Origin of the sequence: Rouxiella badensis (genome assembly GCF_026967515.2) — a bacterium.
Taxonomy (GTDB): Bacteria; Pseudomonadota; Gammaproteobacteria; order Enterobacterales; family Enterobacteriaceae; genus Rouxiella; species Rouxiella badensis.
Genome location: NZ_CP114062.1, coordinates 3,957,644 through 3,979,866 on the forward strand (window position 1 = coordinate 3,957,644; position 22,223 = coordinate 3,979,866).

24 protein-coding genes are annotated in these 22,223 nt (G+C 53.0%); 12 read left to right on the forward strand and 12 right to left on the reverse strand.

Annotated features, from left to right (window positions below; genetic code table 11):
* Nucleotides 1-59: 59 nt before the first annotated feature.
* The 4 genes from gpsA to O1V65_RS18245 all read right to left on the reverse strand — a co-directional run bounded on the left by gpsA (nt 60) and on the right by O1V65_RS18245 (nt 2,342).
* Entirely contained in the window at nt 60-1,079 is a 1,020-nt protein-coding gene (gene gpsA / locus O1V65_RS18230; RefSeq protein WP_165429867.1) for an NAD(P)H-dependent glycerol-3-phosphate dehydrogenase, read from the reverse strand.
* Nucleotides 1,079-1,549, reverse strand: a complete 471-nt coding sequence (gene secB, locus O1V65_RS18235) for a protein-export chaperone SecB (RefSeq protein WP_017491034.1) — start codon at nt 1,547-1,549, stop codon at nt 1,079-1,081. Before secB ends, gpsA begins: the two co-directional genes overlap by 1 nt.
* Before the next feature lie 71 nt (nt 1,550-1,620).
* Nucleotides 1,621-1,869, reverse strand: a complete 249-nt coding sequence (gene grxC / locus O1V65_RS18240; RefSeq protein WP_017491033.1) for a glutaredoxin 3 — start codon at nt 1,867-1,869, stop codon at nt 1,621-1,623.
* 41 nt (nt 1,870-1,910) lie between these two features.
* Nucleotides 1,911-2,342 carry a rhodanese-like domain-containing protein gene (locus O1V65_RS18245; protein ID WP_017491032.1) on the reverse strand — a complete coding sequence of 144 codons (432 nt, stop codon included), beginning with the start codon at nt 2,340-2,342 and terminating at the stop codon, nt 1,911-1,913.
* Between the two features lie 326 nt (nt 2,343-2,668).
* Between O1V65_RS18245 and envC the strand changes: the two genes are divergently transcribed.
* Nucleotides 2,669-3,931 carry a murein hydrolase activator EnvC gene (gene envC / locus O1V65_RS18250; protein WP_084912778.1) on the forward strand — a complete coding sequence of 421 codons (1,263 nt, stop codon included), beginning with the start codon at nt 2,669-2,671 and terminating at the stop codon, nt 3,929-3,931.
* A gap of 2 nt (nt 3,932-3,933) precedes the next feature.
* Complete coding sequence (locus O1V65_RS18255) at nt 3,934-4,887, forward strand: divergent polysaccharide deacetylase family protein (RefSeq protein ID WP_269129922.1); 954 nt, start codon at nt 3,934-3,936, stop codon at nt 4,885-4,887.
* On the opposite strand, the gene tdh is transcribed toward O1V65_RS18255, so the two are convergent.
* Together tdh and O1V65_RS18265 are read right to left on the reverse strand one after the other, a co-directional pair.
* On the reverse strand, nt 4,871-5,893 hold the full coding sequence (gene tdh / locus O1V65_RS18260) for an L-threonine 3-dehydrogenase (protein ID WP_269129923.1): 1,023 nt from the start codon (nt 5,891-5,893) through the stop codon (nt 4,871-4,873). The genes O1V65_RS18255 and tdh overlap by 17 nt on opposite strands.
* 73 nt (nt 5,894-5,966) lie before the next feature.
* Nucleotides 5,967-7,160: a glycine C-acetyltransferase gene (locus O1V65_RS18265; protein ID WP_017491028.1), complete on the reverse strand. Its 1,194-nt coding sequence runs from the start codon at nt 7,158-7,160 to the stop codon at nt 5,967-5,969.
* Between the two features lie 241 nt (nt 7,161-7,401).
* Here O1V65_RS18265 and rfaD point away from each other — a divergent pair, with 241 nt between their 5' ends.
* The 4 genes from rfaD to O1V65_RS18285 are packed head-to-tail and all read left to right on the forward strand — an operon-like array spanning nt 7,402 to nt 11,273.
* Complete coding sequence (gene rfaD / locus O1V65_RS18270; RefSeq protein WP_017491027.1) at nt 7,402-8,328, forward strand: ADP-glyceromanno-heptose 6-epimerase; 927 nt, start codon at nt 7,402-7,404, stop codon at nt 8,326-8,328.
* A gap of 23 nt (nt 8,329-8,351) precedes the next feature.
* A complete protein-coding gene (rfaF, locus tag O1V65_RS18275) occupies nt 8,352-9,413 on the forward strand; it encodes an ADP-heptose--LPS heptosyltransferase RfaF (RefSeq protein WP_017491026.1) in 1,062 nt (353 codons plus the stop codon).
* Nucleotides 9,401-10,387, forward strand: coding sequence for a lipopolysaccharide heptosyltransferase RfaC (gene rfaC, locus O1V65_RS18280; protein ID WP_017491025.1), 987 nt, complete (start codon nt 9,401-9,403; stop codon nt 10,385-10,387). Before rfaF ends, rfaC begins: the two co-directional genes overlap by 13 nt.
* Nucleotides 10,371-11,273 (forward strand): hypothetical protein, encoded by a 903-nt coding sequence (locus O1V65_RS18285; RefSeq protein WP_017491024.1) that lies wholly within the window; start codon nt 10,371-10,373, stop codon nt 11,271-11,273. Before rfaC ends, O1V65_RS18285 begins: the two co-directional genes overlap by 17 nt.
* A gap of 70 nt (nt 11,274-11,343) precedes the next feature.
* Here O1V65_RS18285 and O1V65_RS18290 read toward each other — a convergent pair whose 3' ends face one another.
* The gene (locus O1V65_RS18290; protein ID WP_192504291.1) at nt 11,344-12,438 is read right to left on the reverse strand and encodes a glycosyltransferase family 9 protein; all 1,095 of its coding nucleotides are present in this window, start codon (nt 12,436-12,438) and stop codon (nt 11,344-11,346) included.
* 4 nt (nt 12,439-12,442) lie between these two features.
* Nucleotides 12,443-13,399 carry a polysaccharide deacetylase family protein gene (locus O1V65_RS18295; protein WP_017493305.1) on the reverse strand — a complete coding sequence of 319 codons (957 nt, stop codon included), beginning with the start codon at nt 13,397-13,399 and terminating at the stop codon, nt 12,443-12,445.
* A 229-nt stretch (nt 13,400-13,628) separates the two neighbouring features.
* Between O1V65_RS18295 and rfaQ the strand changes: the two genes are divergently transcribed.
* From rfaQ to coaD, 6 genes are read left to right on the forward strand one after another with little or no spacing between them, the layout of a single operon-like run.
* Nucleotides 13,629-14,708 (forward strand): putative lipopolysaccharide heptosyltransferase III, encoded by a 1,080-nt coding sequence (rfaQ, locus tag O1V65_RS18300; RefSeq protein WP_084912774.1) that lies wholly within the window; start codon nt 13,629-13,631, stop codon nt 14,706-14,708.
* On the forward strand, nt 14,705-15,832 hold the full coding sequence (locus tag O1V65_RS18305) for a glycosyltransferase family 4 protein (protein ID WP_017493302.1): 1,128 nt from the start codon (nt 14,705-14,707) through the stop codon (nt 15,830-15,832). Before rfaQ ends, O1V65_RS18305 begins: the two co-directional genes overlap by 4 nt.
* Nucleotide 15,833: 1 nt before the next feature.
* Nucleotides 15,834-16,922: a glycosyltransferase gene (locus O1V65_RS18310; protein ID WP_084912772.1), complete on the forward strand. Its 1,089-nt coding sequence runs from the start codon at nt 15,834-15,836 to the stop codon at nt 16,920-16,922.
* A gap of 57 nt (nt 16,923-16,979) precedes the next feature.
* On the forward strand, nt 16,980-18,257 hold the full coding sequence (waaA, locus tag O1V65_RS18315) for a lipid IV(A) 3-deoxy-D-manno-octulosonic acid transferase (protein ID WP_017493300.1): 1,278 nt from the start codon (nt 16,980-16,982) through the stop codon (nt 18,255-18,257).
* A 5-nt stretch (nt 18,258-18,262) separates the two neighbouring features.
* Nucleotides 18,263-19,045, forward strand: a complete 783-nt coding sequence (locus tag O1V65_RS18320; protein ID WP_084912771.1) for a glycosyltransferase family 2 protein — start codon at nt 18,263-18,265, stop codon at nt 19,043-19,045.
* Complete coding sequence (coaD, locus tag O1V65_RS18325; RefSeq protein ID WP_017493298.1) at nt 19,042-19,527, forward strand: pantetheine-phosphate adenylyltransferase; 486 nt, start codon at nt 19,042-19,044, stop codon at nt 19,525-19,527. The genes O1V65_RS18320 and coaD overlap by 4 nt, the downstream gene beginning before the upstream one ends.
* On the opposite strand, the gene mutM is transcribed toward coaD, so the two are convergent.
* The 4 genes from mutM to radC form a co-directional block, all read right to left on the reverse strand.
* The gene (mutM, locus tag O1V65_RS18330) at nt 19,524-20,333 is read right to left on the reverse strand and encodes a bifunctional DNA-formamidopyrimidine glycosylase/DNA-(apurinic or apyrimidinic site) lyase (protein ID WP_017493297.1); all 810 of its coding nucleotides are present in this window, start codon (nt 20,331-20,333) and stop codon (nt 19,524-19,526) included. The genes coaD and mutM overlap by 4 nt on opposite strands.
* Nucleotides 20,334-20,658: 325 nt before the next feature.
* Nucleotides 20,659-20,826, reverse strand: a complete 168-nt coding sequence (gene rpmG / locus O1V65_RS18335) for a 50S ribosomal protein L33 (RefSeq protein WP_004392084.1) — start codon at nt 20,824-20,826, stop codon at nt 20,659-20,661.
* A 16-nt stretch (nt 20,827-20,842) separates the two neighbouring features.
* Nucleotides 20,843-21,079, reverse strand: coding sequence for a 50S ribosomal protein L28 (gene rpmB, locus O1V65_RS18340; protein ID WP_005164747.1), 237 nt, complete (start codon nt 21,077-21,079; stop codon nt 20,843-20,845).
* 301 nt (nt 21,080-21,380) lie between these two features.
* On the reverse strand, nt 21,381-22,061 hold the full coding sequence (gene radC, locus O1V65_RS18345; protein ID WP_084912769.1) for a RadC family protein: 681 nt from the start codon (nt 22,059-22,061) through the stop codon (nt 21,381-21,383).
* Nucleotides 22,062-22,223: the final 162 nt, after the last annotated feature.

Consider the following 22,223-nt stretch of genomic DNA (forward strand, 5'->3'; position numbering starts at 1 on the left):
CCTGCAACAGAGAATAGCAATCCACCGGCTTGTTCCGCCGGTGGATTAAAACTTGCGGTTTAGCGGCTGCCCGACTCGTCTTTACTGGCGCGAGCCAATAGGTCGGTTGCGGCTTCACGCGCGTCTTTACCGTTATACAGCACCTGAAAGATTTGTTCGGTAATAGGCATTTCAACGTTAAAACGCTGCGCCAAAGCGCGAACTTCCTTGGTATTGCGGTAACCTTCAACCACCTGACCAATCTTGTCCTGAGCGCTCTGAACGTCGAGACCTTGCCCCAGCATAATACCGAAACGACGGTTGCGAGATTGATTATCTGTGCAGGTTAACACCAAATCGCCCAATCCTGCCATGCCCATAAACGTCGACGGGGAAGCCCCTAACGCCGAGCCCAAACGGCTCATTTCGGCCAGTCCACGAGTAATAAGTGCAGTACGCGCATTGGCACCAAACCCGATACCATCAGACATGCCTGCGCCGATAGCAATCACGTTTTTCACCGCACCGCCGAGCTGAACACCGATAAAATCGGGGTTGCTGTAGACACGGAAGCTTTTGCCACAGTGCAGCAGTTGCTGAAGGTCCTCACCAAACTGAGCATCGGTCGAGGCCAGCGCAATCGCCGTCGGCATGCCAGCGGCAAGCTCTTTTGCGAAAGTTGGACCTGAAACGACGGCCAGCGGGATGTCATCACCCAGCTCTTCACGGGCCACGTCCTGCAACAGGCGACCGGTTTCGGCCTCAAGGCCTTTGGTCGCCCAGACGATGCGAGCATCGGCGCGTAAGAACGGCTTGATTTGGCGTAGCACATCACCGAAAACGTGGCTCGGCACCACAACCAGCACGTCACGACTCGCGGCAATCGCGTTCGAGAGGTCGGTTTCGAGGATAAGCGTATCGGGGAAGGTGACGTCAGGCAGAAATGCCTGGTTACAGCGCGCGGCCTGGAGTGCCTGGATGTGAGCAGCGTTATGCCCCCACAGCACAACCGGGTGGCCATTTCTGGCGAGGGTAATGGCTAAAGCGGTGCCGTACGAGCCGGCACCGATAACGGTCATTGAAGCATTGACAGTTTTCATCAGGCATCCTGATGTGGCTGTGCACCTTCGCTTTCCGCCTGCTGTTGCAGATAATTCATGAACAGTGCGTCAAAGTTTACCGGTGCCAGATTAAGTTGCGGGAAAGTACCGCGTGAAACCAGGCTGGTGATGCACTCACGCGCATAAGGGAACAGGATGTTCGGGCAGTATGCGCCCAGGCAATGTGCCATTTGAGTACCATCAATGCCTTCGATAGAGAAGATACCGCCCTGCTGAACTTCACACAGGAATGCAGTTTCTTCCGCTACAGAAGCGGTCACGGTCACACGCAGGACAACTTCGAATACGCCTTCAGCCAGTTGGCTAGAAGCAGTATCCAGATCCAGTTTAATCTCTGGCTCCCACTCTTTCTGGAAAACTTGTGGTGCATTTGGAGCTTCAAAAGAGATGTCTTTGGTATAAATACGTTGGATCTGGAAAGTCATCTCGGTGTTGTTCTGTTCTGACATGAAAGTAGTACCCTTAAGTTAATAATAAGCCTTCAAAACACCCGCCCTTGCGCGCAGTTGCGCTTCCCTCGTTAAATCAGAGGATCAAGACCACCGCGGGCATCAAGTGCATGTAAATCATCGCATCCACCGATGTGCTGACCGTCGATGAATACCTGAGGAACCGTCGTACGGCCGCTGCGCGCGATCATCACCTCACGCTTTTCGGCGTCACCATCGATAGCAATTTCGTCAAAGGCTGCGCCCTTGCTGTTGAGCAAGGCTTTAGCACGATGGCAATAAGGACAAGTCGCTTTGGTGAAAATTTCAATCTTAGCCATATTGCACCTCGGAATCATGGAGTGAAGATAGGGAATATTCTTTACTTGCCGCGTGCCAGTGGCAGGTTCTCGCCGCTCCAGCCTGCGATACCTTCTTTAAGGCTGTAAACGCGTTCAAAACCGGCGTTTACCAGGCCCTCTGCGGCTAAACGGGAAGTCTGGCCGTTAGCACAAACAACAATCACCGGCAGTGCCTTGTTCTTGGCAAGCTCGCCCAGGTTGTTGCTTTTGATATCTGCGCTGAGCAGATTCACTGAAGTCGAAATGTGACCTTTACGGAACTCTTCGCGAGCACGAACATCGACAACCACAGCTTCTTCTTTATTGATCAGACGTGTTGCTTCACCGCGAGTGATTTCTTTAACTTTTGAGAAACGAGCTCGAACAGTCGTGAAAATCACCGCAATCAGCAGTGCAACCCACGCCAGGCTCAGAACCGGGTGCGCGCTAACGAATGGCATAATATCTTGCATGGGGTGTAACAACTCCCGTTAGTTAAGGGGAAATTCAAGGCTCACGAGTATACCCTGCGTCTTGCGCAATTACAGCCCGAATGCGCCGCCAATTACCATAAACTGCGGCACATCCCGAAAAAATCAAGGGGGGTCCAGAGAAAATATTTCCAAACATTGCGTTTCATTAAACCAATGTTTATTCACTGACAGGCAGCCTATAACGCACTATCTTGAATGATGCTGGCGAAGTTTTTTGTTTTCGCATCATGTTGTTGATTAGTGTTACGATAAAGCCAACAGGGATCAAATTGTCTCTCATCTTGGGTCGACAAGCGGAAAAAAGTTTGAGCAAATCTATCTATTTCAGTTTGATGAGAAAAGTTCTTACCGGTTCAGCACTGCTAGTCTGCGGCGCGATACTGGTTCAGCCACGGTTCAGCCTGGCCGATGACAACAAGGACCAACTCAAGAACATTCAGCAAAGCATTGCTGAAAAAGAAAAAAGCGTTAAGGCTCAAAAGCTGCAACGTGGATCTCTGCTCGACCAGCTCCAGTCTCAGGAAAAGATCATCGCTGCCGCCAGCCGCAAGCTGCGCGACACTCAGCTGACCCTTTCAGGCCTCAATAAAGACATTGCCAGCCTGAATGCCTCAATCGACAAACTCCAAAAACAGCAGAAGACGCAGGAAGCCTTGCTCGCGAAACAGCTCGACGCGGCCTTCCGCCTCGGCAAACAAAGCGGACTTCAGCTGATCTTTGGCGGCGAAGAGAGCCAACGCAGCGAACGTATGCTGGCCTACTTCAGCTACTTCAATCAGGCGCGACAAAAGAATATCGACGATCTGAAAAAGACGCGCAGTGACCTCGCCTCCCAGCGCATCACGCTGCAATCCAAACAGGTACAGCAGAAATCGGCGCTTTCAGATCAGCAAACTCAGCAGCAGAAACTCGAACAGGCGCGTGTAGCGAGGCAGAAAACGCTTACCTCGCTCGAGTCGTCATTACAGAAAGACGAGCAAAGCCTGGTCGTTCTGCGGGCTAACCAGACCCGCCTGCAGGATAAAATTGCCGCCGCAGAACGCGCCGCTCGCGCCCGCGCCGAGCAGGAAGCGCGTGAAGCCGCCGCCGTTCGGGCGAAAGAACAGCAGGCTAAATCGAAGGGTTCCACCTATAAGCCAACGCAGAGCGAGCAATCGCTGGTGTCACGCACAGGCGGCCTGGGTCGCCCTGCGGGACAAGACCTCTGGCCGGTACGCGGTAGCACGCTGCATCAGTTTGGCGAACAGCTACAGGGGGAACTGCGTTACAAAGGTATTGTTATTGCCGCTCGCGAGGGCAGTGATGTAAGAGCCATCGCCGATGGACGCGTGCTACTGGCAGACTGGTTGCAGGGTTATGGTCTGGTTGTCGTGGTAGACCACGGCCGAGGAGACATGAGCCTGTATGGATATAACCAGAGCGCACTGGTGAACGTGGGTGATCAGGTGAAAGCCGGTCAGCCGATTGCACAAGTGGGCACCAGTGGCGGTCAAGGTCAGCCTTCCCTTTACTTCGAAATTCGTCGTCAGGGTCAGGCCGTTAACCCACTGCCGTGGTTGGGAAGATAACATTGCGATATAAAAAGAGACGTTTAGCGACGTTATGCGGCGCGTTGGTATTTACGCTGAATGTTCAGGCAGCCAAACTGGCCATTCTGTTTGACGACTTTGGTTACCAGGCGAAAAACGAGAATCAGGTGCTGAAAATGCCGATTAACGTATCGGTGGCCATTTTTCCGAACGCGCCCGACTCGCAGCAGATGATGGAGAAGGCCCACCAGCAGGGCCGCGAAATCCTGATCCATCTCCCGATGCAGCCTATCAGCAAACAACCTCTAGAAAAGAATACCCTGACCCCCGACATGAGCAGCCAAGAGGTCAAACGTATCGTTGACCAGGCGATTGCCAGCATTCCTTATGCCGTGGGCATCAATAATCATCAGGGCAGCAAGATGACCTCTAGCCTGAGTGGTATGCAAAACGTCATGCAGGCGATGGCGCCGCATCATCTGTTCTTCCTCGATAGCATGACTATCGCAGGCACCAAGTCGGTTCAGGCGGCGCAGGGCACCTCTGTTAAAGTTATTAAACGAAACGTCTTCCTGGATGATGTACAAAACGACGCCGAAATTCGCCATCAGTTCGACCGCGCAATTGCCTTAGCGCGCCGTAATGGTTTCGCCATTGCCATCGGGCATCCGCATCCGACTACCGTGGCGGTGGTACAGCAAGAGCTGGCGCATCTTCCGCCAGACATCCAGTTGGTTCGGCCAAGTGACTTGCTTAATGCGACCGTGAGCCGTGACCCACGGCCAGTGCCGATGCCTGCGCCGGCGAAACCGGCCAAGCCGAAACCGCCTAAAGCGAAGGGGATTCGAACCTGCCCGGTAACACAGCCGGTGCCACAGGTTTACGCCGGAGCACTGTTTAGCGTGCTGGGCGACAGTATTAAAAACTCGTCAGTGGTCAGCTTTATCGAGCGTCAATGGACCGATTGGGGCAAGTCCCCTACCAGTTCAAAATAACTTTGCCCGATTGACCAGAACGCATGGCATCGAAACCCTGCTGAAACTCATCGATATCAAAATGGTGAGTGATCAGCGGGGTAAGATCCAATCCTGATTGCACCAGCGCCGCCATCTTGTACCAGGTTTCAAACATTTCACGCCCGTAAATCCCCTTGATGAACAATCCTTTGAAAATAACCTGATTCCAGTCGATCGACATATCAGACGGCGGAATGCCTAGCAGCGCGATGCGCCCCCCGTGGTTCATGGCGTTAAGCATGGTGCGAAACGCCGGCGGCGCGCCCGACATATCTAGCCCAACGTCAAAGCCCTCCGTCATCCCCAATTCGGCCATCACGGTGGTCAAATTCTCCTTGCTGACGTTGACTGCGCGCGTGACGCCCATCTTGCGCGCAAGGTCGAGGCGATACTCGTTCATGTCGGTAATCACCACATGACGCGCACCGACGTGACGGCAAATCGCCGCCGCCATGATGCCGATAGGCCCCGCGCCGCACACCAGAACGTCTTCGCCGACCAGATCAAACGACAGCGCGGTGTGCACCGCATTGCCGAATGGATCAAAGATGGCCGCTAAATCGTCGGAAATGTTGTCAGGGATTTTGAAGCCGTTAAAGGCAGGAATAACCAGATACTCGGCGAAAGCGCCGGCGCGATTGACGCCTACGCCCTGGGTATTGCGGCAAAGATGAGTACGTCCGCCGCGACAGTTTCGGCAATGTCCGCAGGTGATATGCCCCTCACCCGATACGCGATCGCCAATATTGAAACCTTTGACCTCCTGCCCGATGGCCACCACCTCGCCCACATACTCATGGCCGACCACCATGGGCACTGGGATGGTCTTCTGTGACCATTCATCCCAGTTATAAATGTGTACATCCGTACCGCAGATTGCCGTTTTGCGGATCTTTATCATGATATCGTTGTGACCCAACTCCGGGACCGGTGCTTCGGTCATCCAGATACCCTGTTTAGGAAAAAGCTTGGCCAATGCTTTCATAAAAAATTCCTTAATTATTCGCGCCAACTGTTATTAATCATTCAAAACGAATCTTGCTCACTTCTCGCATTCATTACAGAACCCCCAACTCCTTACCAGTGCTGATAAAGGCGGCGATGGCCTGTTCAATATCCTCGGTGCTGTGAGCGGCTGACATCTGTGTGCGGATACGCGCCTGACCGCGTGGCACAACGGGGAAGAAGAAACCGGTGGCGAAAATGCCCTTCTGCTGCAAGCTGCTGGCAAACTTCTGTGCCAACTGAGCATCGCCCAGCATCACAGGGATGATTGCGTGGTCGGCACCGGCAAGCTGGAATCCGGCCTCGGCCATCTTGTGGCGGAACAGTCTGGCGTTGTCCCACAACCGTTGACGCAGTTCGCCGCCGTGCTCAAGCAGGTCCAGCACCGCCAGCGACGCGCAGACAATCGAAGGTGCCAACGAGTTGGAAAACAGATACGGCCTCGAACGCTGACGCAGCCATTCGACCACCTCTTTGCGGGCCGCCGTATACCCGCCGGACGCCCCTCCCATCGCCTTCCCGAGCGTGCCGGTGATGATGTCAACCCGCCCCATCACCTCGCAATATTCATGGCTACCGCGCCCTTCTTTACCGACAAACCCTACCGCGTGGGAATCATCTACCATCACTAGCGCATCAAATTCCTCGGCGAGGTCACAGATGCCACGCAGATTGGCAATAACGCCATCCATAGAAAATACGCCGTCGGTCGCGACCAGAATGTGACGTGCGCCGGCGGACTTCGCCTGCTCGAGGCACGTTCTCAACTCGGCCATGTCATTATTGGCATAGCGATACCGCTGCGCCTTGCACAGGCGAACGCCGTCAATGATTGAGGCATGATTAAGCGCATCAGAAATGATGGCGTCCTCTGCGCCGAGCAGCGTTTCGAACAGGCCGCCGTTGGCATCAAAACAAGAGGAATAGAGGATAGCGTCCTCCATGCCTAAAAATTCGGCCAGTCTGTTTTCGAGATCTTTGTGAATGTTTTGAGTACCACAGATAAAACGCACAGAAGCCATGCCGAAACCATGCTGGTCCATGCCCTGCTTGGCTGCGTTGATGACCTGTGGATGATTTGCCAAACCCAGATAGTTGTTGGCGCAAAAATTGAGTGCCTGGCTGCCGTCAGCGAGGGTGACCCGCGCCTGTTGCGCCGAGGTAAGGATACGTTCCTGTTTAAAGAGTCCTTCCGAACGTGCCTGAGCGAGCTCGTCTTCCAACCGACGATAGAATAAAGCCGACATGAGATTATCTCCTGAAATAACGTATTCAACAGAGAGACTACTAACTGAGCGACATAATAACGAGGGATCGGGCAGGGAAATGTTAATTCTGTAGCATATGTCACGGGAAGACATAGGCTTTTGCATTCTGAGACTAATCAGATAGCTTACCAATGTGACTGCGCTGATGAAGTGGTATGATATGCACAACTGAATGACCGGGCATCGTGCGCGGTCGCTAATTAATATTAAGGTGATTCCCATGATTATCGTCACTGGCGGTGCCGGTTTTATCGGCAGCAACATTATCAAGTCGCTCAATGATATGGGATATCGCGATATTTTAGTGGTTGATAACCTCAAAGATGGCACCAAGTTTGTCAATCTCGTCGACCTGGATATCGCGGATTACGTAGATAAAGAAGACTTCATCGCCAGCATCGTTGCCGGTGATGATTTAGGCGACATTGATGCAGTATTCCACCAGGGTGCATGTTCTTCCACCACCGAGTGGGATGGCAAATACATGATGGACAACAACTATCAGTATTCCAAAGACATCCTGCACTACTGTCTGGATCGCAGCATCCCGTTCCTGTATGCCTCATCAGCCGCCACCTACGGCAGCCAGAACACCAGCTTCGTAGAAGACAGAAAGTACGAGCAGCCGCTGAACGTCTACGGTTACTCGAAATTCCTGTTCGACCAGTACGTGCGTGAAATTCTGCCGCACGCCGAGTCCCAGATCACTGGTTTCCGCTATTTCAACGTCTACGGACCGCGTGAAGGCCATAAAGGCAGCATGGCAAGCGTGGCATTCCACCTGAACAACCAGATTCTGGCCGGTGAGAATCCAAAACTGTTTGCCGGTAGCGAAGACTTCAAACGTGACTTCATTTACGTTGGCGACGTGGCCGCAGTGAACCTGTGGTTCTGGCAGAACGGTAAATCAGGCATCTTCAACTGTGGAACCGGCCGTTCAGAATCCTTCCAGGAAGTGGCCGACGCCGTTGTCGCCTTCCACAAGAAAGGCGCTATCGAGACCATCCCGTTCCCTGAAAAACTGAAAGGTCGCTACCAGTCCTTTACTCAGGCAGACATGACTGCACTGCGCGGCGCGGGCTACGACAAGCCGTTCAAAACCGTTGCAGAAGGCGTCTCTGAGTACATGGCCTGGCTCAATCGTTAAGTTTAAAGGAATAAGTTAGCGAGATGAAAACGCTGGTCATTGGGCCCTCTTGGGTTGGCGACATGATGATGTCGCAGAGTTTGTACCGTACGATCAAAGCCAATAATCCTGCTGCAGAAATCGACGTGATGGCCCCTGCGTGGTGCCGTCCTCTGCTCGACAGGATGCCGGAGGTCAATCAGGCCCTGGCGATGCCGTTGGGTCACGGTGCGCTCGAGCTGGGTGAACGCCGCCGTTTGGGCGTTGCGCTGCGCAAAGACGCCTATCAACAGGCGTTTGTTTTGCCCAACTCATTCAAGTCGGCTCTGGTGCCCTTTTTCGCCTCGATTCCTAAACGTACCGGCTGGCGGGGAGAAATGCGCTACGGGCTGCTGAACGATATTCGCAAGCTCGATAAAGCAGCCTTCCCGCTGATGGTCCAGCGCTATGCGGCGCTGGGCTATGAGGCCACGCGCATTAAATCGGCCGCCGACCTGCCGCAGCCGATCCTCTGGCCGCAGCTGGCGGTTAATCAAACTGAAATCACCACCGTCAGCGACTCTTTTGCTCTGACTGGCGAACGTCCGCTGATTGGCTTTTGCCCGGGTGCCGAGTTCGGCCCGGCAAAGCGCTGGCCGCACTATCACTACGCCGCGCTTGCGGCGTTACTGATTGATGCAGGCTATCAAATCGCACTGTTTGGCTCGGCCAAAGATCATGCTGCAGGAGAAGATATTCGCGAGGCGCTATCACCGGCTGCGCGCGATTTCTGTCTGAACATCGCCGGAAAAACCTCGCTCGACCAGGCCGTGGTGCTGATTGCCGCCTGTCGGGCCATCGTGACCAACGATTCTGGATTGATGCACGTCGCCGCCGCGTTGAATAAGCCACTGGTGGCGCTCTACGGCCCAAGCAGTCCTGATTTCACGCCGCCGCTGAGTGAACAGGCGCGCGTTATTCGTTTGATCACCGGTTACCACAAAGTCCGCAAAGGCGATGCAGCCGAAGGCTACCATCAGAGCCTGATCGATATTCAACCCACGCAGGTATTCAGTGAGCTACAGCAACTCCTGGCAGCGAACAAGGAGCTGGAATGCAGGTTTTAATCGTTAAAACGTCTTCTATGGGTGACGTTTTACACACACTTCCTGCGCTGACCGATGCAATGCGGGCGTTGCCGGGCATCAAGTTTGACTGGGTAGTAGAAGAAGGCTTTTCGCAGATCCCAAGCTGGCATCCCGCCGTTGATCGGGTGATCCCAGTGGCCATTCGTCGCTGGCGCAAAAACTGGTTTGGCTCCGATACCCGCCAACAACGCTGCGATTTCAAACGAGTCCTGCAATCCAGAACTTATGACGTGATTATCGACGCACAGGGTCTGGTGAAGAGTGCGGCGCTGGTGACTCGCGTTGCCAAGGGCGAGAAGCATGGCATGGACGGCAAGAGCGCACGCGAGCCGTTCGCCTGCTGGTTCTATGACAAGAAGCACGCGATTAACAAAAAGCAGCACGCGGTAGAGCGTATTCGTGAGCTGTTTGCCAAGAGTCTAGGCTACGAGAAACCGACCACGCAGGGCGATTACGCCATCGCATCGCGGTTCCTCAGCAATCCGCCCGAAGATGCCGACAAGTATCTTGTTTTTCTGCATGCCACGACGCGAGCCGACAAACACTGGCCGGAAGAAAACTGGCGTGAGCTGATTGGGCTTTTGGCGGATACGCCACTGCGGATCAAGCTTCCCTGGGGTGCAGATCACGAATATCATCGCGCGCAGCGCCTTGCCGAAGGCTTCGACCACGTTGAGGTTCTGCCTAAGTTGAGTCTGGAAAAGGTTGCAGGTATTCTTGCAGGCGCACAGGCGGTGGTCTCGGTCGATACAGGCCTCAGCCATTTGACCGCCGCATTGGACCGACCCAACATTACACTGTACGGTCCGACGGATCCCGGCCTGATTGGAGGCTACGGGCAGAATCAGACAACCTGTCGTCCGACACAAGGTAACGCGATGTCAGATATTAGCGCTGTGCAGGTCAAAGAACTTCTGGATAAGGAGCGTATTCGTCGTGGGTTCCTTCTTTAAACAGATTTATCGCTATACGCATAAACGCCCATATCGACATAATGAAAATCTCTGGCCTTATATGAGGATTTCCCGCGCGCCCAGCGGAGAAATCATCAGCCTGAATTTTCGGGGACAGGCTATCCCTATCGTCAGCCTTGCATCGTTAGCAGGGGCCTTCAGTGGTCCGGTCATGCTCGCGGCGACGGGTCCGTCGGTGAAAGATATCCGCTTCAAAACCCCACCGTCGCTGCCGTCGATGGGGTTAAACGGTGCCTGGTCACTGAATAAGTCGGTCGACTTCAAATTCTATGTCATTGTCGATATGGGGTTTTTAGACCAGCGTCCCGAGATGGTCGCCGAGATAGTCTCTGACCCGAAGCTCACTCTGTTTACCACCGCCCACGGCATCGCCCGCATCGTTGATCGCGTCTCGCTGGCAAGAATCAAATGCTCGCTGGCGCTGATTGAAGACGCAGCGTTTAAAATCTTCCAGCCCAAGATACCTGCAACCGAACTGGGCCACTGCTACGCCAACGTACGCTGCGCTTCGTTTGCCGATAATCGTCCTGATATCGGATTCACCACTGACATCCGCCACGGCGTGTTCGATGCCGGCACAGTTGCCTATTGGGCGTTACAAATTGCCGCATTTTTAGGGTTCAGCGAGCTGTATATCATCGGCCTCGACATGAACAACTTTAATAAACCAAGATTCTACGAATCAGAGAGCAATAAGCTGCCGAGCTTCCTGGCAGAAAGCTTCGAAGATCTTATCGTCCCAGCGTTTACTCATGCCAGTAATCAGCTGAAAAAGAAGAATATTAGGGTCGTTAACCTGTCGTTGCAAAGCGCCATCCCCAGCCAAATCTTTGAGAAAGCGGATTACCATCAGGTTTTCTATTAACAGAACGTTCTTTCAGGCGGGCCTTGGCAAAATGCCAAAGGGGCGGGGAAAACATTCCCCGCAGACAGGATCAGTTAATTTTCAACAAGGTTTTGACGTGCTGCAACACCTCATCGCAGCTGATGATTGACAGCGGCTGTTCGCTGACGGCCTTATCCATCTTCTCCAGATCGACCGGCATCCAGATAACCGGATGAATTTCAGGGTCCTGATAAGGCCCACAGTATTGTGGCACTTCGGTTACGAACAGGCTTACCGTTTTCACTTTCAGCGCCACGGCTAAATGCTGAGGTCCTGTATCACCCGTAACCATCACATCCATATTTTTCATGACGCTCATCAGCTGAGGCAGGCTGGTCTTGGCGATGTAACTCACCACGCGCTGTTTTTCCTCTTCCGTCAGCAGGCTGAAGAACTCTTCTTCCAGAGGCTTCTCTAGCTGGGTACCAATCAACGCAACCTCGTACTCAGGACCGAGAGCCATCAGTGACCTTGCCAGCTCGACAAATTTTGGCACTGGCCAGCAGCGAACCGGTCTTGATGCGCCCATCTGGAAACCGATAATGATTTTTCCCGGCTCTTTTTCGATTTTAGGGAAATCGACAGGGATCATCATGTCGATATTGGTGTTATCACAACCCAGGAATTTCACCAGATTAAGCTTGCGTTGAATGAGGTGCCCTTCAAAGTTGTCCATATAATGGGTTAACCACTGCTCGACGCCGGTCGGACGTTCCCCGTAAAGATCTTTAACGATGTACTCACAGCCGGACATCACCGCACTCATCACGTCGTATGGCGGTTTGGAGTGAAGAATGACAGCCAGCTCGGGCTGATTCTTACGCAATGCCTTGATGACACTTTTAATATCACGTACCTTTTCGTCCCAATACACCACGTCGTCGAAATAGGGACTATTGGCAACCAGACCTTTATTTTTATGGCTCGAAACCAGCGTAATAAAGGCATTAGGATAACGGTTTTTAATCGCCCGAATCGCCGGGGTGTTAAACATCAGGTCTCCGAGCGCCGTAGTCGAATAGATGACGATGCTGGTGAAGATGCGCGTCGGATCAAACGAGTCGCGCGGTTTTAGACGACCGCCGAAGAGGGTGTAAAACTGCAGAAACTTGTTCGATAAGGCTGTTTTTAACTTCTTTGCCATCTTCTTAATTCACTCTCTGCTGATAATATTCAGCCAATGTTAATCCTACCGTGCGTTCGCTCAGCCAGCTAAACAGCTGCTCCAGGTCACGGTAAAGTACTTCGATATCCTGCTCGTTCTTAAACGTTGGGCTGCCGCCAGGCATAAACTCCGAAGAGTGCAGCATGAACTCGACGTAGTCATGGCCCTGGGCCAAACTGCGCGTGGCAACCTGCTTCATCTTCTCGAGATTCCCGCCCGAAGGGCGCAGCCACAGCGCCGAAGGCGAACGCTTCTTTCCACGCAGTGCGTCATAACTTTGCTTCAGAGTGTTCATCAGCGGGGAGTGCTTGAGATGAATGCTCATCGGGACTTCGAGCAGCGGCGACTTTCCGGCACGACTGATGTCTTCCGGATCGAGGAAATAGGCCTCGCTCGGGAAGTGGCGATAGTCGGTTCCGCCCTGACCCGCAGGATTACCCGGCGAGAACGACCAGTTGACGTGCGGCGTGACCGAGCAATCAACCTGATAGCCATACTCCACCAGCAGTGAAGCATAATATTCATTAAACGCCCAACGGCCAGCCCGGTGGCTGAGCATTTTGGTCTGGAACGCGTCTTCCAGAAGCTTGGTCATGTGATCAACCTTGGCGCGAATAACGTCTCGAGGATACTCAATCAGATAGGGCTTGTGGCGCCAATCGTCAGAGGTTAGCGGCTCATGTGGCGGGCTATACCAGGCATGCAGATGCATCCCCACCTCGCCGGTACCACGGCGGATAACGTCGGTAGCGAATTCAACGTATTGCGCGTCCTTGGCCATCTCATAGTTGGTGAGATAGACGGGTTTGAAACCATATTTTTCACAAAGCGCCTGAAAACGTGGCAAATAACGAGTGTTCTCCGTAGAGATACTGTCGTGATTTTGCCAAAGGTTGTCGCCTTCAGTATCGATAGTGATGATAAATGCTGGCTTAGTCATAGAAAATGCTCAATAAAAACTCAATGAAGCTTTCTCGAATAAAAAGACAGCGGGCGCGTACCCACTCATCAAGAAAACTTTAATAAACTCATTTTTGGACAACCATGAGCCAAATTTGTTGTCTATTCTTTGATATTTTTCGACCTATAGCAAGAACGGTCTGGAAGAGTAGCCACATTCTTCAGGCTCCTTTAGAATCACTCCTTAAATTCTTGAATAGCGAATAAAGATGACTCAGGCCTCAGCAACCAAAATTCTCAACTCGCCACGGCGTATCCTTATTATCAAACTGCGTCATCACGGCGATATGTTGCTGACCACGCCGGTTATCAATACGCTTCATCAGCACTATCCCGATGCCGAAATCGATATGCTGGTGTATCTCGAAACGCGCGATATGCTGGCAAGCCATCCGGCATTAAATCAGCTATTTACCATCGACAGGCAATGGAAAAAACAGGGTGCGCGTGCGCATATGGGCCATGAGGTCAAACTGGCCCGCCAACTGATGAAGCGCAAATATGACCTGGTGGTCAACCTTGCCGACCAGTGGCGCAGCGCCATCGTGACACGTCTAACGGGCGCGCCTGTGCGTCTGGGATTTGCTTTCCCTAAGCGTCGCGGTAAAGTCTGGCCATTCTGCCATACCCAGCTGGTCAGTACCTCAAATCACGGTAAGCAGCATACCGTCGAGCAAAACTTGTCTATTCTCGAACCCTTGAATATCGTCTCGCCGGTAAGTCAGGCCACCATGAGCTATTCAGAACAGGATGAACAGGCCGTTAACGCTCTTCTGCATGACAATGGAATCAAGATTCCATTTATTGTGGTTCAGCCGACCTCTCGCTGGTTTTTCAAATGCTGGACCGAAGAGAAGATGGCCGCCACCTTCAGCGCCCTCTCGGCCAAAGGTTTTCCGATTGTTGTCACTGCCGGGCCGGACAAACGCGAGCTTGAGATGGTCGCCAACATTCTCACACTCTGCCCTGAGGCTAACGTCACCTCACTGGCCGGAAAATTGACCCTGCGTCAACTGGCTGCGCTTATCGATAAAGCCGCCCTGTTTATCGGTGTCGATTCCGTGCCAATGCACATGGCGGCCGCACTGCAAACGCCGCTGATTGCGCTGTTTGGGCCGTCAAAGCTGACCTTCTGGAAACCGTGGCAGGCTCAGGGCGAAGTCATTTGGGCCGGTGATTTCGGCCCCTTGCCCGATCCCGACGATATCGACACCCATACATCCGAACGCTACCTTGATGCCATTCCCACTCAGGCAGTTATCGATGCGGCAGAAAGGTTACTCCCGTGAAGCATTTTAGACTGGCGCTAGTGCGCCAAAAATACCGCCCAGACGGTGGCGCGGAACGCTTCGTATCCCGCGCGCTTGAAGCCCTCGAAAATCAGGATCTTGAGCTAAACGTCATTACCCGCCAATGGCAGGGTGAGGTCAAACCGGGTTGGAAGGTGCACATCTGCGATCCGTGGAAACTCGGGCGTATCAGCCGCGAACGCGGTTTTGCCAACGCGGCCCGCAGCCTGTGGCAAAAAGAAGATTTCGATTTAGTACAGAGCCATGAGCGCATTCCGGGCTGTGACTTGTATCGCGCCGGTGACGGCGTTCACCGCCGCTGGCTCGAGCAACGTGCGCGCGTCCTGCCGACCTGGAAAGCCAGACAACTTTTCGGCGACCGTTACCATCGTTATGTCATGCAGGCCGAGCAGCAGATGTACTCCGCTCCCGAGCTAAAGGCGGTGATTTGCAACGCCGAGATGGTCAAGCAGGAAATCATCAACGAGTTTGGCGTGCCTGCCGACAAGATTCGCGTCATCTACAACGCTATCGACGCACAGCGATTTTTGCCGCCAACCGAGGCAGAACGCTTCACCCTGCGTGCGCAATATCAAGTGCCTGCCGATGCAACCTGCCTGATTTATGTCGGTTCAGGCTTTGAGCGTAAGGGCCTGGATGCGGCAATAAAAGCCATCGCCAATACCGATCGCCATCTGTTGGTGGTGGGTAAAGATAAAGACGAAAAACGATACAGAGCGCTTTGTGCAACTTTAGGCTGCGCAAATCGGGTACATTTCTTCGGCATGCAAACCTCAACGCTGGCCTTCTATCAAATGGCCGACGGTCTGCTGCTGCCAACGCTCTACGACCCCTTCCCTAACGTGATTCTAGAAGCCATGGCGTGTGGGCTGCCAATCATCACCACACCGACCTGCGGCGGCTCAGAGTTTATTGTTCAGGGCGTGAACGGCTACGTGTGTGATGCGCTCGACGTAACGGCGCTGCAACAGGCGGTAATGGCGCTGCCAAAACATGCGCTGGGCTCCAGCGAAGGCGAGAAAGCGCGCGAGCGGATCCTCGACTGTACGCCACAGCGGCTTTCGTCCCAACTTATCTCACTGTACCAAGAGCTGGTAGGCTGATATGCGCATTCTGTTTATTATCGACGGACTTCCGGGCGGCGGGGCCGAAAAGGTCGTGCTGACGCTGGCTGAAGGTATGCTGCGTCAGGGGCATCAAGTGTCATTATTTTCACTGCGCGACGTCTGCCAGTATCCGCTGCCGGAAGGCCTGGTGTATGTAGTCATTAAAGACCAGAACCGTAAGCCGTGGCGCAAGTTGACCGAGCTCTCACGTCGCGCGGGTCAGCTGGACGACGCACTGCGTAAGGCCGGTGATTTTGATTTGGTACTGTCGAACCTGCATAAAACCGACCGTATCGTGGCTAAAAGTAACGTGCTAGATGCCACCAAAGTCTGGTTCTGTCTGCACGGTATGTTTTCGACCTCCTACCTTGGGCATCGCACCGGCTTCGATCGCTGGATGAAACAGCGCAAGATTAAAGCGGTCTACCAGCGTCGCAATATCGTTGCCGTCTCGCATGCGGTTGCAGACGACATTCGGCAGCAGTTTAGCCTCAGCCCATCGCGTCTTGAGGTGATTTACAACCCCTTTGATATTAAAGCGATTCATGCCGCGGCTGAACAACCTTGCGAGCTGGCAGGAGAGCCATACCTGATTCACGTGGGGCGCTTTCATGAAAACAAGCGTCACGACAGGTTAATTGAGGCTTACACAGAAAGTGGGGTCCAGGCTCCACTGGTCCTGCTGGGTCAGGGCAAGCCAGAGCAAACGGAAAAGCTTAAATCGCTGGCAAAACGGCTTGGCGTCGCCGAACGGGTTATTTTCAAGGGCTTCCAGTCCAATCCCTATCCCTATATTCGCCATGCCCAACAGCTGATTTTAAGCTCAGATAGCGAGGGGTTTGGCAACGTGCTGGTTGAGGCTCTGCTGCTCGATACGCCGGTGGTTAGCACCCGCTGCCCGGGCGGACCCGCAGAAATTCTTAGCGGTGAACTCGCTCGCGGGCTCGCAGACTTAAGCGTCGCATCACTGGCTGAAAAGATTAAAGATATTTACACCAATCCGCCTTATATCGACCCGCAGAAGCTGACACATTACGGCATTCAGCCTATCTGCGAGCAATATGCTGAGTTAGCGAATAAACAATAGCTTTAGGCTGGTTTAAAACTTAGAATTCTGCCTTTACCCTTAGATTTTACGGATATTATGTTACAAACGCTGTATACCGTTCTTCTTTACCTCATCCAGCCAATTATCTGGGTTCGTCTCTGGATGCGTGGTCGGAAAGCACCGCTCTATCGTAAGAGATGGGCTGAGCGCTATGGATTTTGCAAAGGTAAGGTCGTGGCGGACGGCATTATGTTGCACTCCGTTTCCGTGGGTGAAACGCTCGCGGCAGTCCCTTTAGTCAGGGCACTACGCCATCGCTATCCCTCCCTGCCGATCACGGTCACCACCATGACGCCTACCGGCTCAGAGCGTGCTGTGTCTGCATTTGGCAAGGACGTCAGCCACGTTTATCTGCCTTATGATTTGCCCGGTTCCATCGAGCGCTTTCTCGATCAGGTTCGTCCGAAGCTGGTCATCATCATGGAAACCGAGCTGTGGCCGAACCTGATTTCAGCCCTGCATGAACGCGACATTCCCCTGGTTATCGCCAATGCGCGCCTTTCGGCACGCTCTGCAAAAGGCTACGGTAAGTTAGGCAAATTTATCAAAAAGGTGATGAGCAAAATCACCCTAATTGCCGCACAGAATGCCGAAGACGGAGAGCGCTTTATTTCTCTTGGCCTCAAGCGCTCTCATCTCGCAGTGACCGGTAGCCTGAAATTCGATATTTCGGTGACCCCAGAGTTGGCCGCTCGCGCACTGACGCTGCGCAGCCAATGGGCATCTCGTCGTCAGGTATGGATAGCCACCAGCACCCACGATGGTGAAGAAGCGATTCTGCTCGCAGCTCACCGTGAACTGCTGAAAACCTTCCCTAATTTGCTGATGATTCTGGTACCACGCCATCCTGAACGTTTCCCGGTGGCCTGTGAATTAACCCAGAAGGCGGGTATGAGCTTTATTCAACGCAGCAGTGGCGAAGTCCCTTCCGCGCAAACGCAGGTTGTGATTGGCGACACTATGGGTGAGCTAATGCTGCTGTACGGAATTGCCGACATCGCCTTCGTGGGCGGTAGTCTGGTAGAGCGTGGCGGCCATAACCCGCTTGAGGCGGCGGCACACGCTATACCGGTCCTGATGGGTCCGCATACCTTCAACTTCAAAGATATTTGCGCCAAGCTCGCGCAGGCCGACGGTTTGATTACCGTTAACGATAGCGCCTCATTGGTTAAAGAAATTTCAACGCTGCTGACCGATGAAGACTATCGTCTTTATTATGGTCGCCACGCGGTAGAGGTACTGCGTCAAAATCAGGGTGCGCTTCAGCGCCTGCTGCAGCTGATGGAGCCCTATCTTCCCCCTCGGAGTCACTAAATCCCATGTCTGCCCAAAAACGTCTGTCAGTGGTGCTGATCGCCAAAAATGAAGCTTCGCTGCTGGAGGACTGCCTGAAGTCAGTCAGTTGGGCAGATGAGATAGTCCTTCTCGATTCAGGCAGCAGCGACGACACTCCGTCGCTGGCTCGTCATCTTGGCGCCAAGGTGTTTGAAAATAAAGACTGGCAAGGATTCGGCAAGCAGCGTCAAATCGCGCAGGACCATGCCACCGGTGACTATATTTTGATGATCGATGCCGATGAGCGGGTCTCTCCCGAACTGCGTCAGTCTATCGAAGCCTGTTTGCAACAGCCGGATGCCAATAAAGTTTACCGCCTTGGCCGTCGTAACCTGTTTTTAGGACGCTTTATGCGTCATAGCGGCTGGTATCCCGACCGCGTCAATCGCCTGTATAAGGCCGATAAGTATCGCTATAACGATGATTTGGTTCATGAATCGTTAAACTTCCAAGGGGCAGAGATTGTTGACCTCAAGGGCGATCTGCTGCACCTCACCTGTCGCGACTTCTTTGCCTTTCAGCGCAAACAGATGAACTATGCCGAAGCCTGGGCAAAGCAGCGCTTCGAGCAGGGTAAACGCTGTAGCTACTTCTCAATCATCAGCCATACTTTGGGAGCTTTCTTCAAAACTTGGATCCTGCGCGCCGGTTTCCTCGACGGTAAACAAGGGCTGATTCTCGCCAGCGTGAATGCACAGTATACTTTTAACAAGTATGCCGCCCTTTGGGCGTTCAGCCATCAACTGCAAAAAAGCGAGCCATTATGAGCACCAAGGCAATCTATCCGGGGACGTTTGACCCGCTGACCAATGGCCATCTGGATTTGGTAACCCGCGCATCCTTGATGTTTGAGAAGGTGATTCTGGCAATTGCGGCCAGTCCGCACAAGAAGACGCTGTTCACGCTGGAAGAGCGCGTGGCGCTGGCCAGTCAGGCAACCTCTCACCTCGCCAACGTCGAGGTCATCGGCTTTAGCTCGCTGATGGCTAACTTTGCCAAGGAAAACAACGCCAACGTGTTAGTACGTGGGCTGCGCGCAGTGTCAGATTTTGAATATGAGATGCAGCTTGCCAGCATGAATCGCCATCTGATGCCGACGCTGGAAAGCGTGTTTCTTATGCCTTCAAAAGAGTGGTCGTTTATTTCGTCCTCTCTGGTGAAAGAGGTGGCGCGACATGGAGGGGACATCACGCCTTTCCTGCCTGAGCCTATCACTCAGGCATTGCTCGAGAAGATAGCAGCAGATTAACGCTGACATCGAGGGCAGAAGAAGGTGCTGCGCTGCGCGTGTTTGCTGCTTTGTATCGGCGTACCGCACACGCGACAAGCCTCACCGGCGCGACCATAAACCTGCAGCTCCTGAGCGAAATAACCCGGCTTTCCGTCAGACTGTAAGAAGTCTCTCAGCGTGGTCCCGCCCTGCTCGATTGAACGCAGCAGTACGGCTTTAATCGTTGATACCAGCAGGCCATACTCTTCCAGTGAGAGCGAGTTAGCTGGCCTGTCCGGGGATATTCCGGCAACAAACAGCGATTCGCTGGCATAGATATTTCCCACTCCCACCACCAGCTTGTTGTCCATCAGCCACGGCTTGATAGGCGACTTCTTCTTGAGGGATTTTTCACGGAGATAGTCGGCGTTGAATGCTTCGCTGAGCGGCTCAGGCCCCAGATGAGACAAGACGCTGCTGCCTTCAAGGTCCTGACACCACAGCCAGGCACCAAAACGACGCGGGTCGGTATAGCGCAGCACATAGCCGGTATCCATCACCAAATCTACGTGATCGTGCTTGGCTGGCTCGATTTCCTCTGTCAATACCCGCAGACTGCCCGACATGCCGAGGTGAATGATAATCCACCCGCTTTTCAATTCGACCAGAAGATACTTGGCGCGGCGCTGAACGCTGATAACCACCTGATCGCTAAGCGCCATAATCTCCTGAGAGACCGGCCAGCGCAGCCTGGCGTTACGCACCACGGCGTGCAAAATGGTATGACCCACCAGATAAGGCTCAATACCCCGGCGGCTGGTTTCAACTTCTGGCAGTTCTGGCATGAATAATTCCTGAGACCGTTAATGTGCGGTGTAGTGTAGCCACAAATCTGCCGGGAGCAAATTTGAACGCTGCTTGCAGCGGCCCAAAAGGGGGGAAGCCTAAGGATGGGCTTAATAGCGCAGCTAATGCTTCAAACACAAAAGCTTTCCCCGAGGTAATTGGAGTTGTAGCCAGGCGGCAAATGAACGAATCCCCGGGAGCTTACACAGGTAAGTGACTGGGGTGAATGAATGTAGCCAACGCAGCTACAGCGTCAATGACGAAGGGGGAATCGCAGGTATAAAAAAACCCGGCCGGAGCCGGGTTTTTATTAATCCACTAAAATTATTTAATTTTAGCTTCTTTGTAGATCACGTGCTGGCGGACAACTGGATCGAATTTCTTCAGTTCCAATTTTTCCGGCTTAGTACGCTTGTTCTTCGTGGTGGTATAGAAGTGACCAGTACCAGCAGAAGAAACCAGCTTGATCTTCTCGCGAACACCTTTAGCCATGTTTCAGTTCCTTTCCTTAATACTTCTCACCACGGGCACGAATTTCGGCCAGGACCGTTTCGATACCCTTCTTATCAATCACGCGCATACCTTTAGCAGATACACGCAGAGTTACAAAGCGCTTCTCACCTTCAACCCAAAAACGATGGGAATGCAGGTTTGGCAGAAAACGGCGTTTGGTCGCGTTCATTGCGTGGGAACGGTTGTTACCGCTCACCGGGCGCTTGCCAGTAACTTGGCAGACTCGGGACATGTGTCTATTCTCCAAAAATCAAATCAGCTCGAGCTTCGTATAGGGTATGGCCGCCTCGTCAGGCTTTGAGAGCCCATCTCAGCAAACTCCACTGAGAACCGACTCACTGTCGTCGGGTAAAAACCATAAATCATCAGGCATAACCTTCTGCATTCAAGATGCTTTCGGGTATTGAAACCTGCTGAGATAGGCTCTTAACGCCAAACCCAAGATTCTCAAAGGTGGCGTAGTATACGCTCTAGAGCGTAAGTGCTCAAGTCCCGAACAGCTAAAGATCCCTAAGGATCTTCAAAAAATACGTCTAAAGCCAACCGCGCTCGGCAAAAGAGACCGTTTCACCCCCCCCAACCACGAAGTGATCGAGTACGCGAATGTCCAGCAGTTGGCACGTTTTTATTATCTGTTCGGTTACCCTTCTATCCGCAAAACTGGGTTCCGCTTTGCCGGATGGATGATTATGCGCCAGAATTAGCGCAGTCGCATTAACCTTCATCGCTTCGCGCACAATTTCACGCGGATGAATTTCGACGCTGCTAATGGTACCAGCAAACATCTCCTCATGGCGAATAACACGGTGTTGATTGTCGAGAAAAAGTACCAAAAAGACCTCTCTTTCACGATGCGACAGCATATTCTGCAAATATTGGCGGGTTATAGCGGGGTTAAGCAGCACATTTTCACATGCCAGCTGTCCCGCATAACGGCGCTGAGTCAGCTCGGTCACGGCAGAAAGCTGGGCATATTTTGCTGCACCCATGCCGTGAAGCCCGACAATCGACGCGTAGTCCGCCCTTAAAATCTCATAAATCGACCCAAAGTGCTCTACCAGGCTTTCGGCCAGTGCCATTACGTTCATACCCTGTACGCCGGTGTGCAAAAATATCGCCAGCAGCTCGCAGTCAGACAGGCTGGAGGCGCCAAACTCGATCAGTTTTTCTCTCGGCCCCGTCCCACTGCTCCAGATTTTATTGTGCCTTTTCATCCTCCACTCCTTGTGAGTCAGGATTGTTGCACAGCTCGATAAACACAGGACTCTCTGCGATTTAGCCTTGGGATACGTCTCGCAAAACTCAGCAAAGGCATCGCTAATAACGAAAGCGTATAGCTGTCATGAATGCGCATTATGCTAAAATACCGCCTCTTT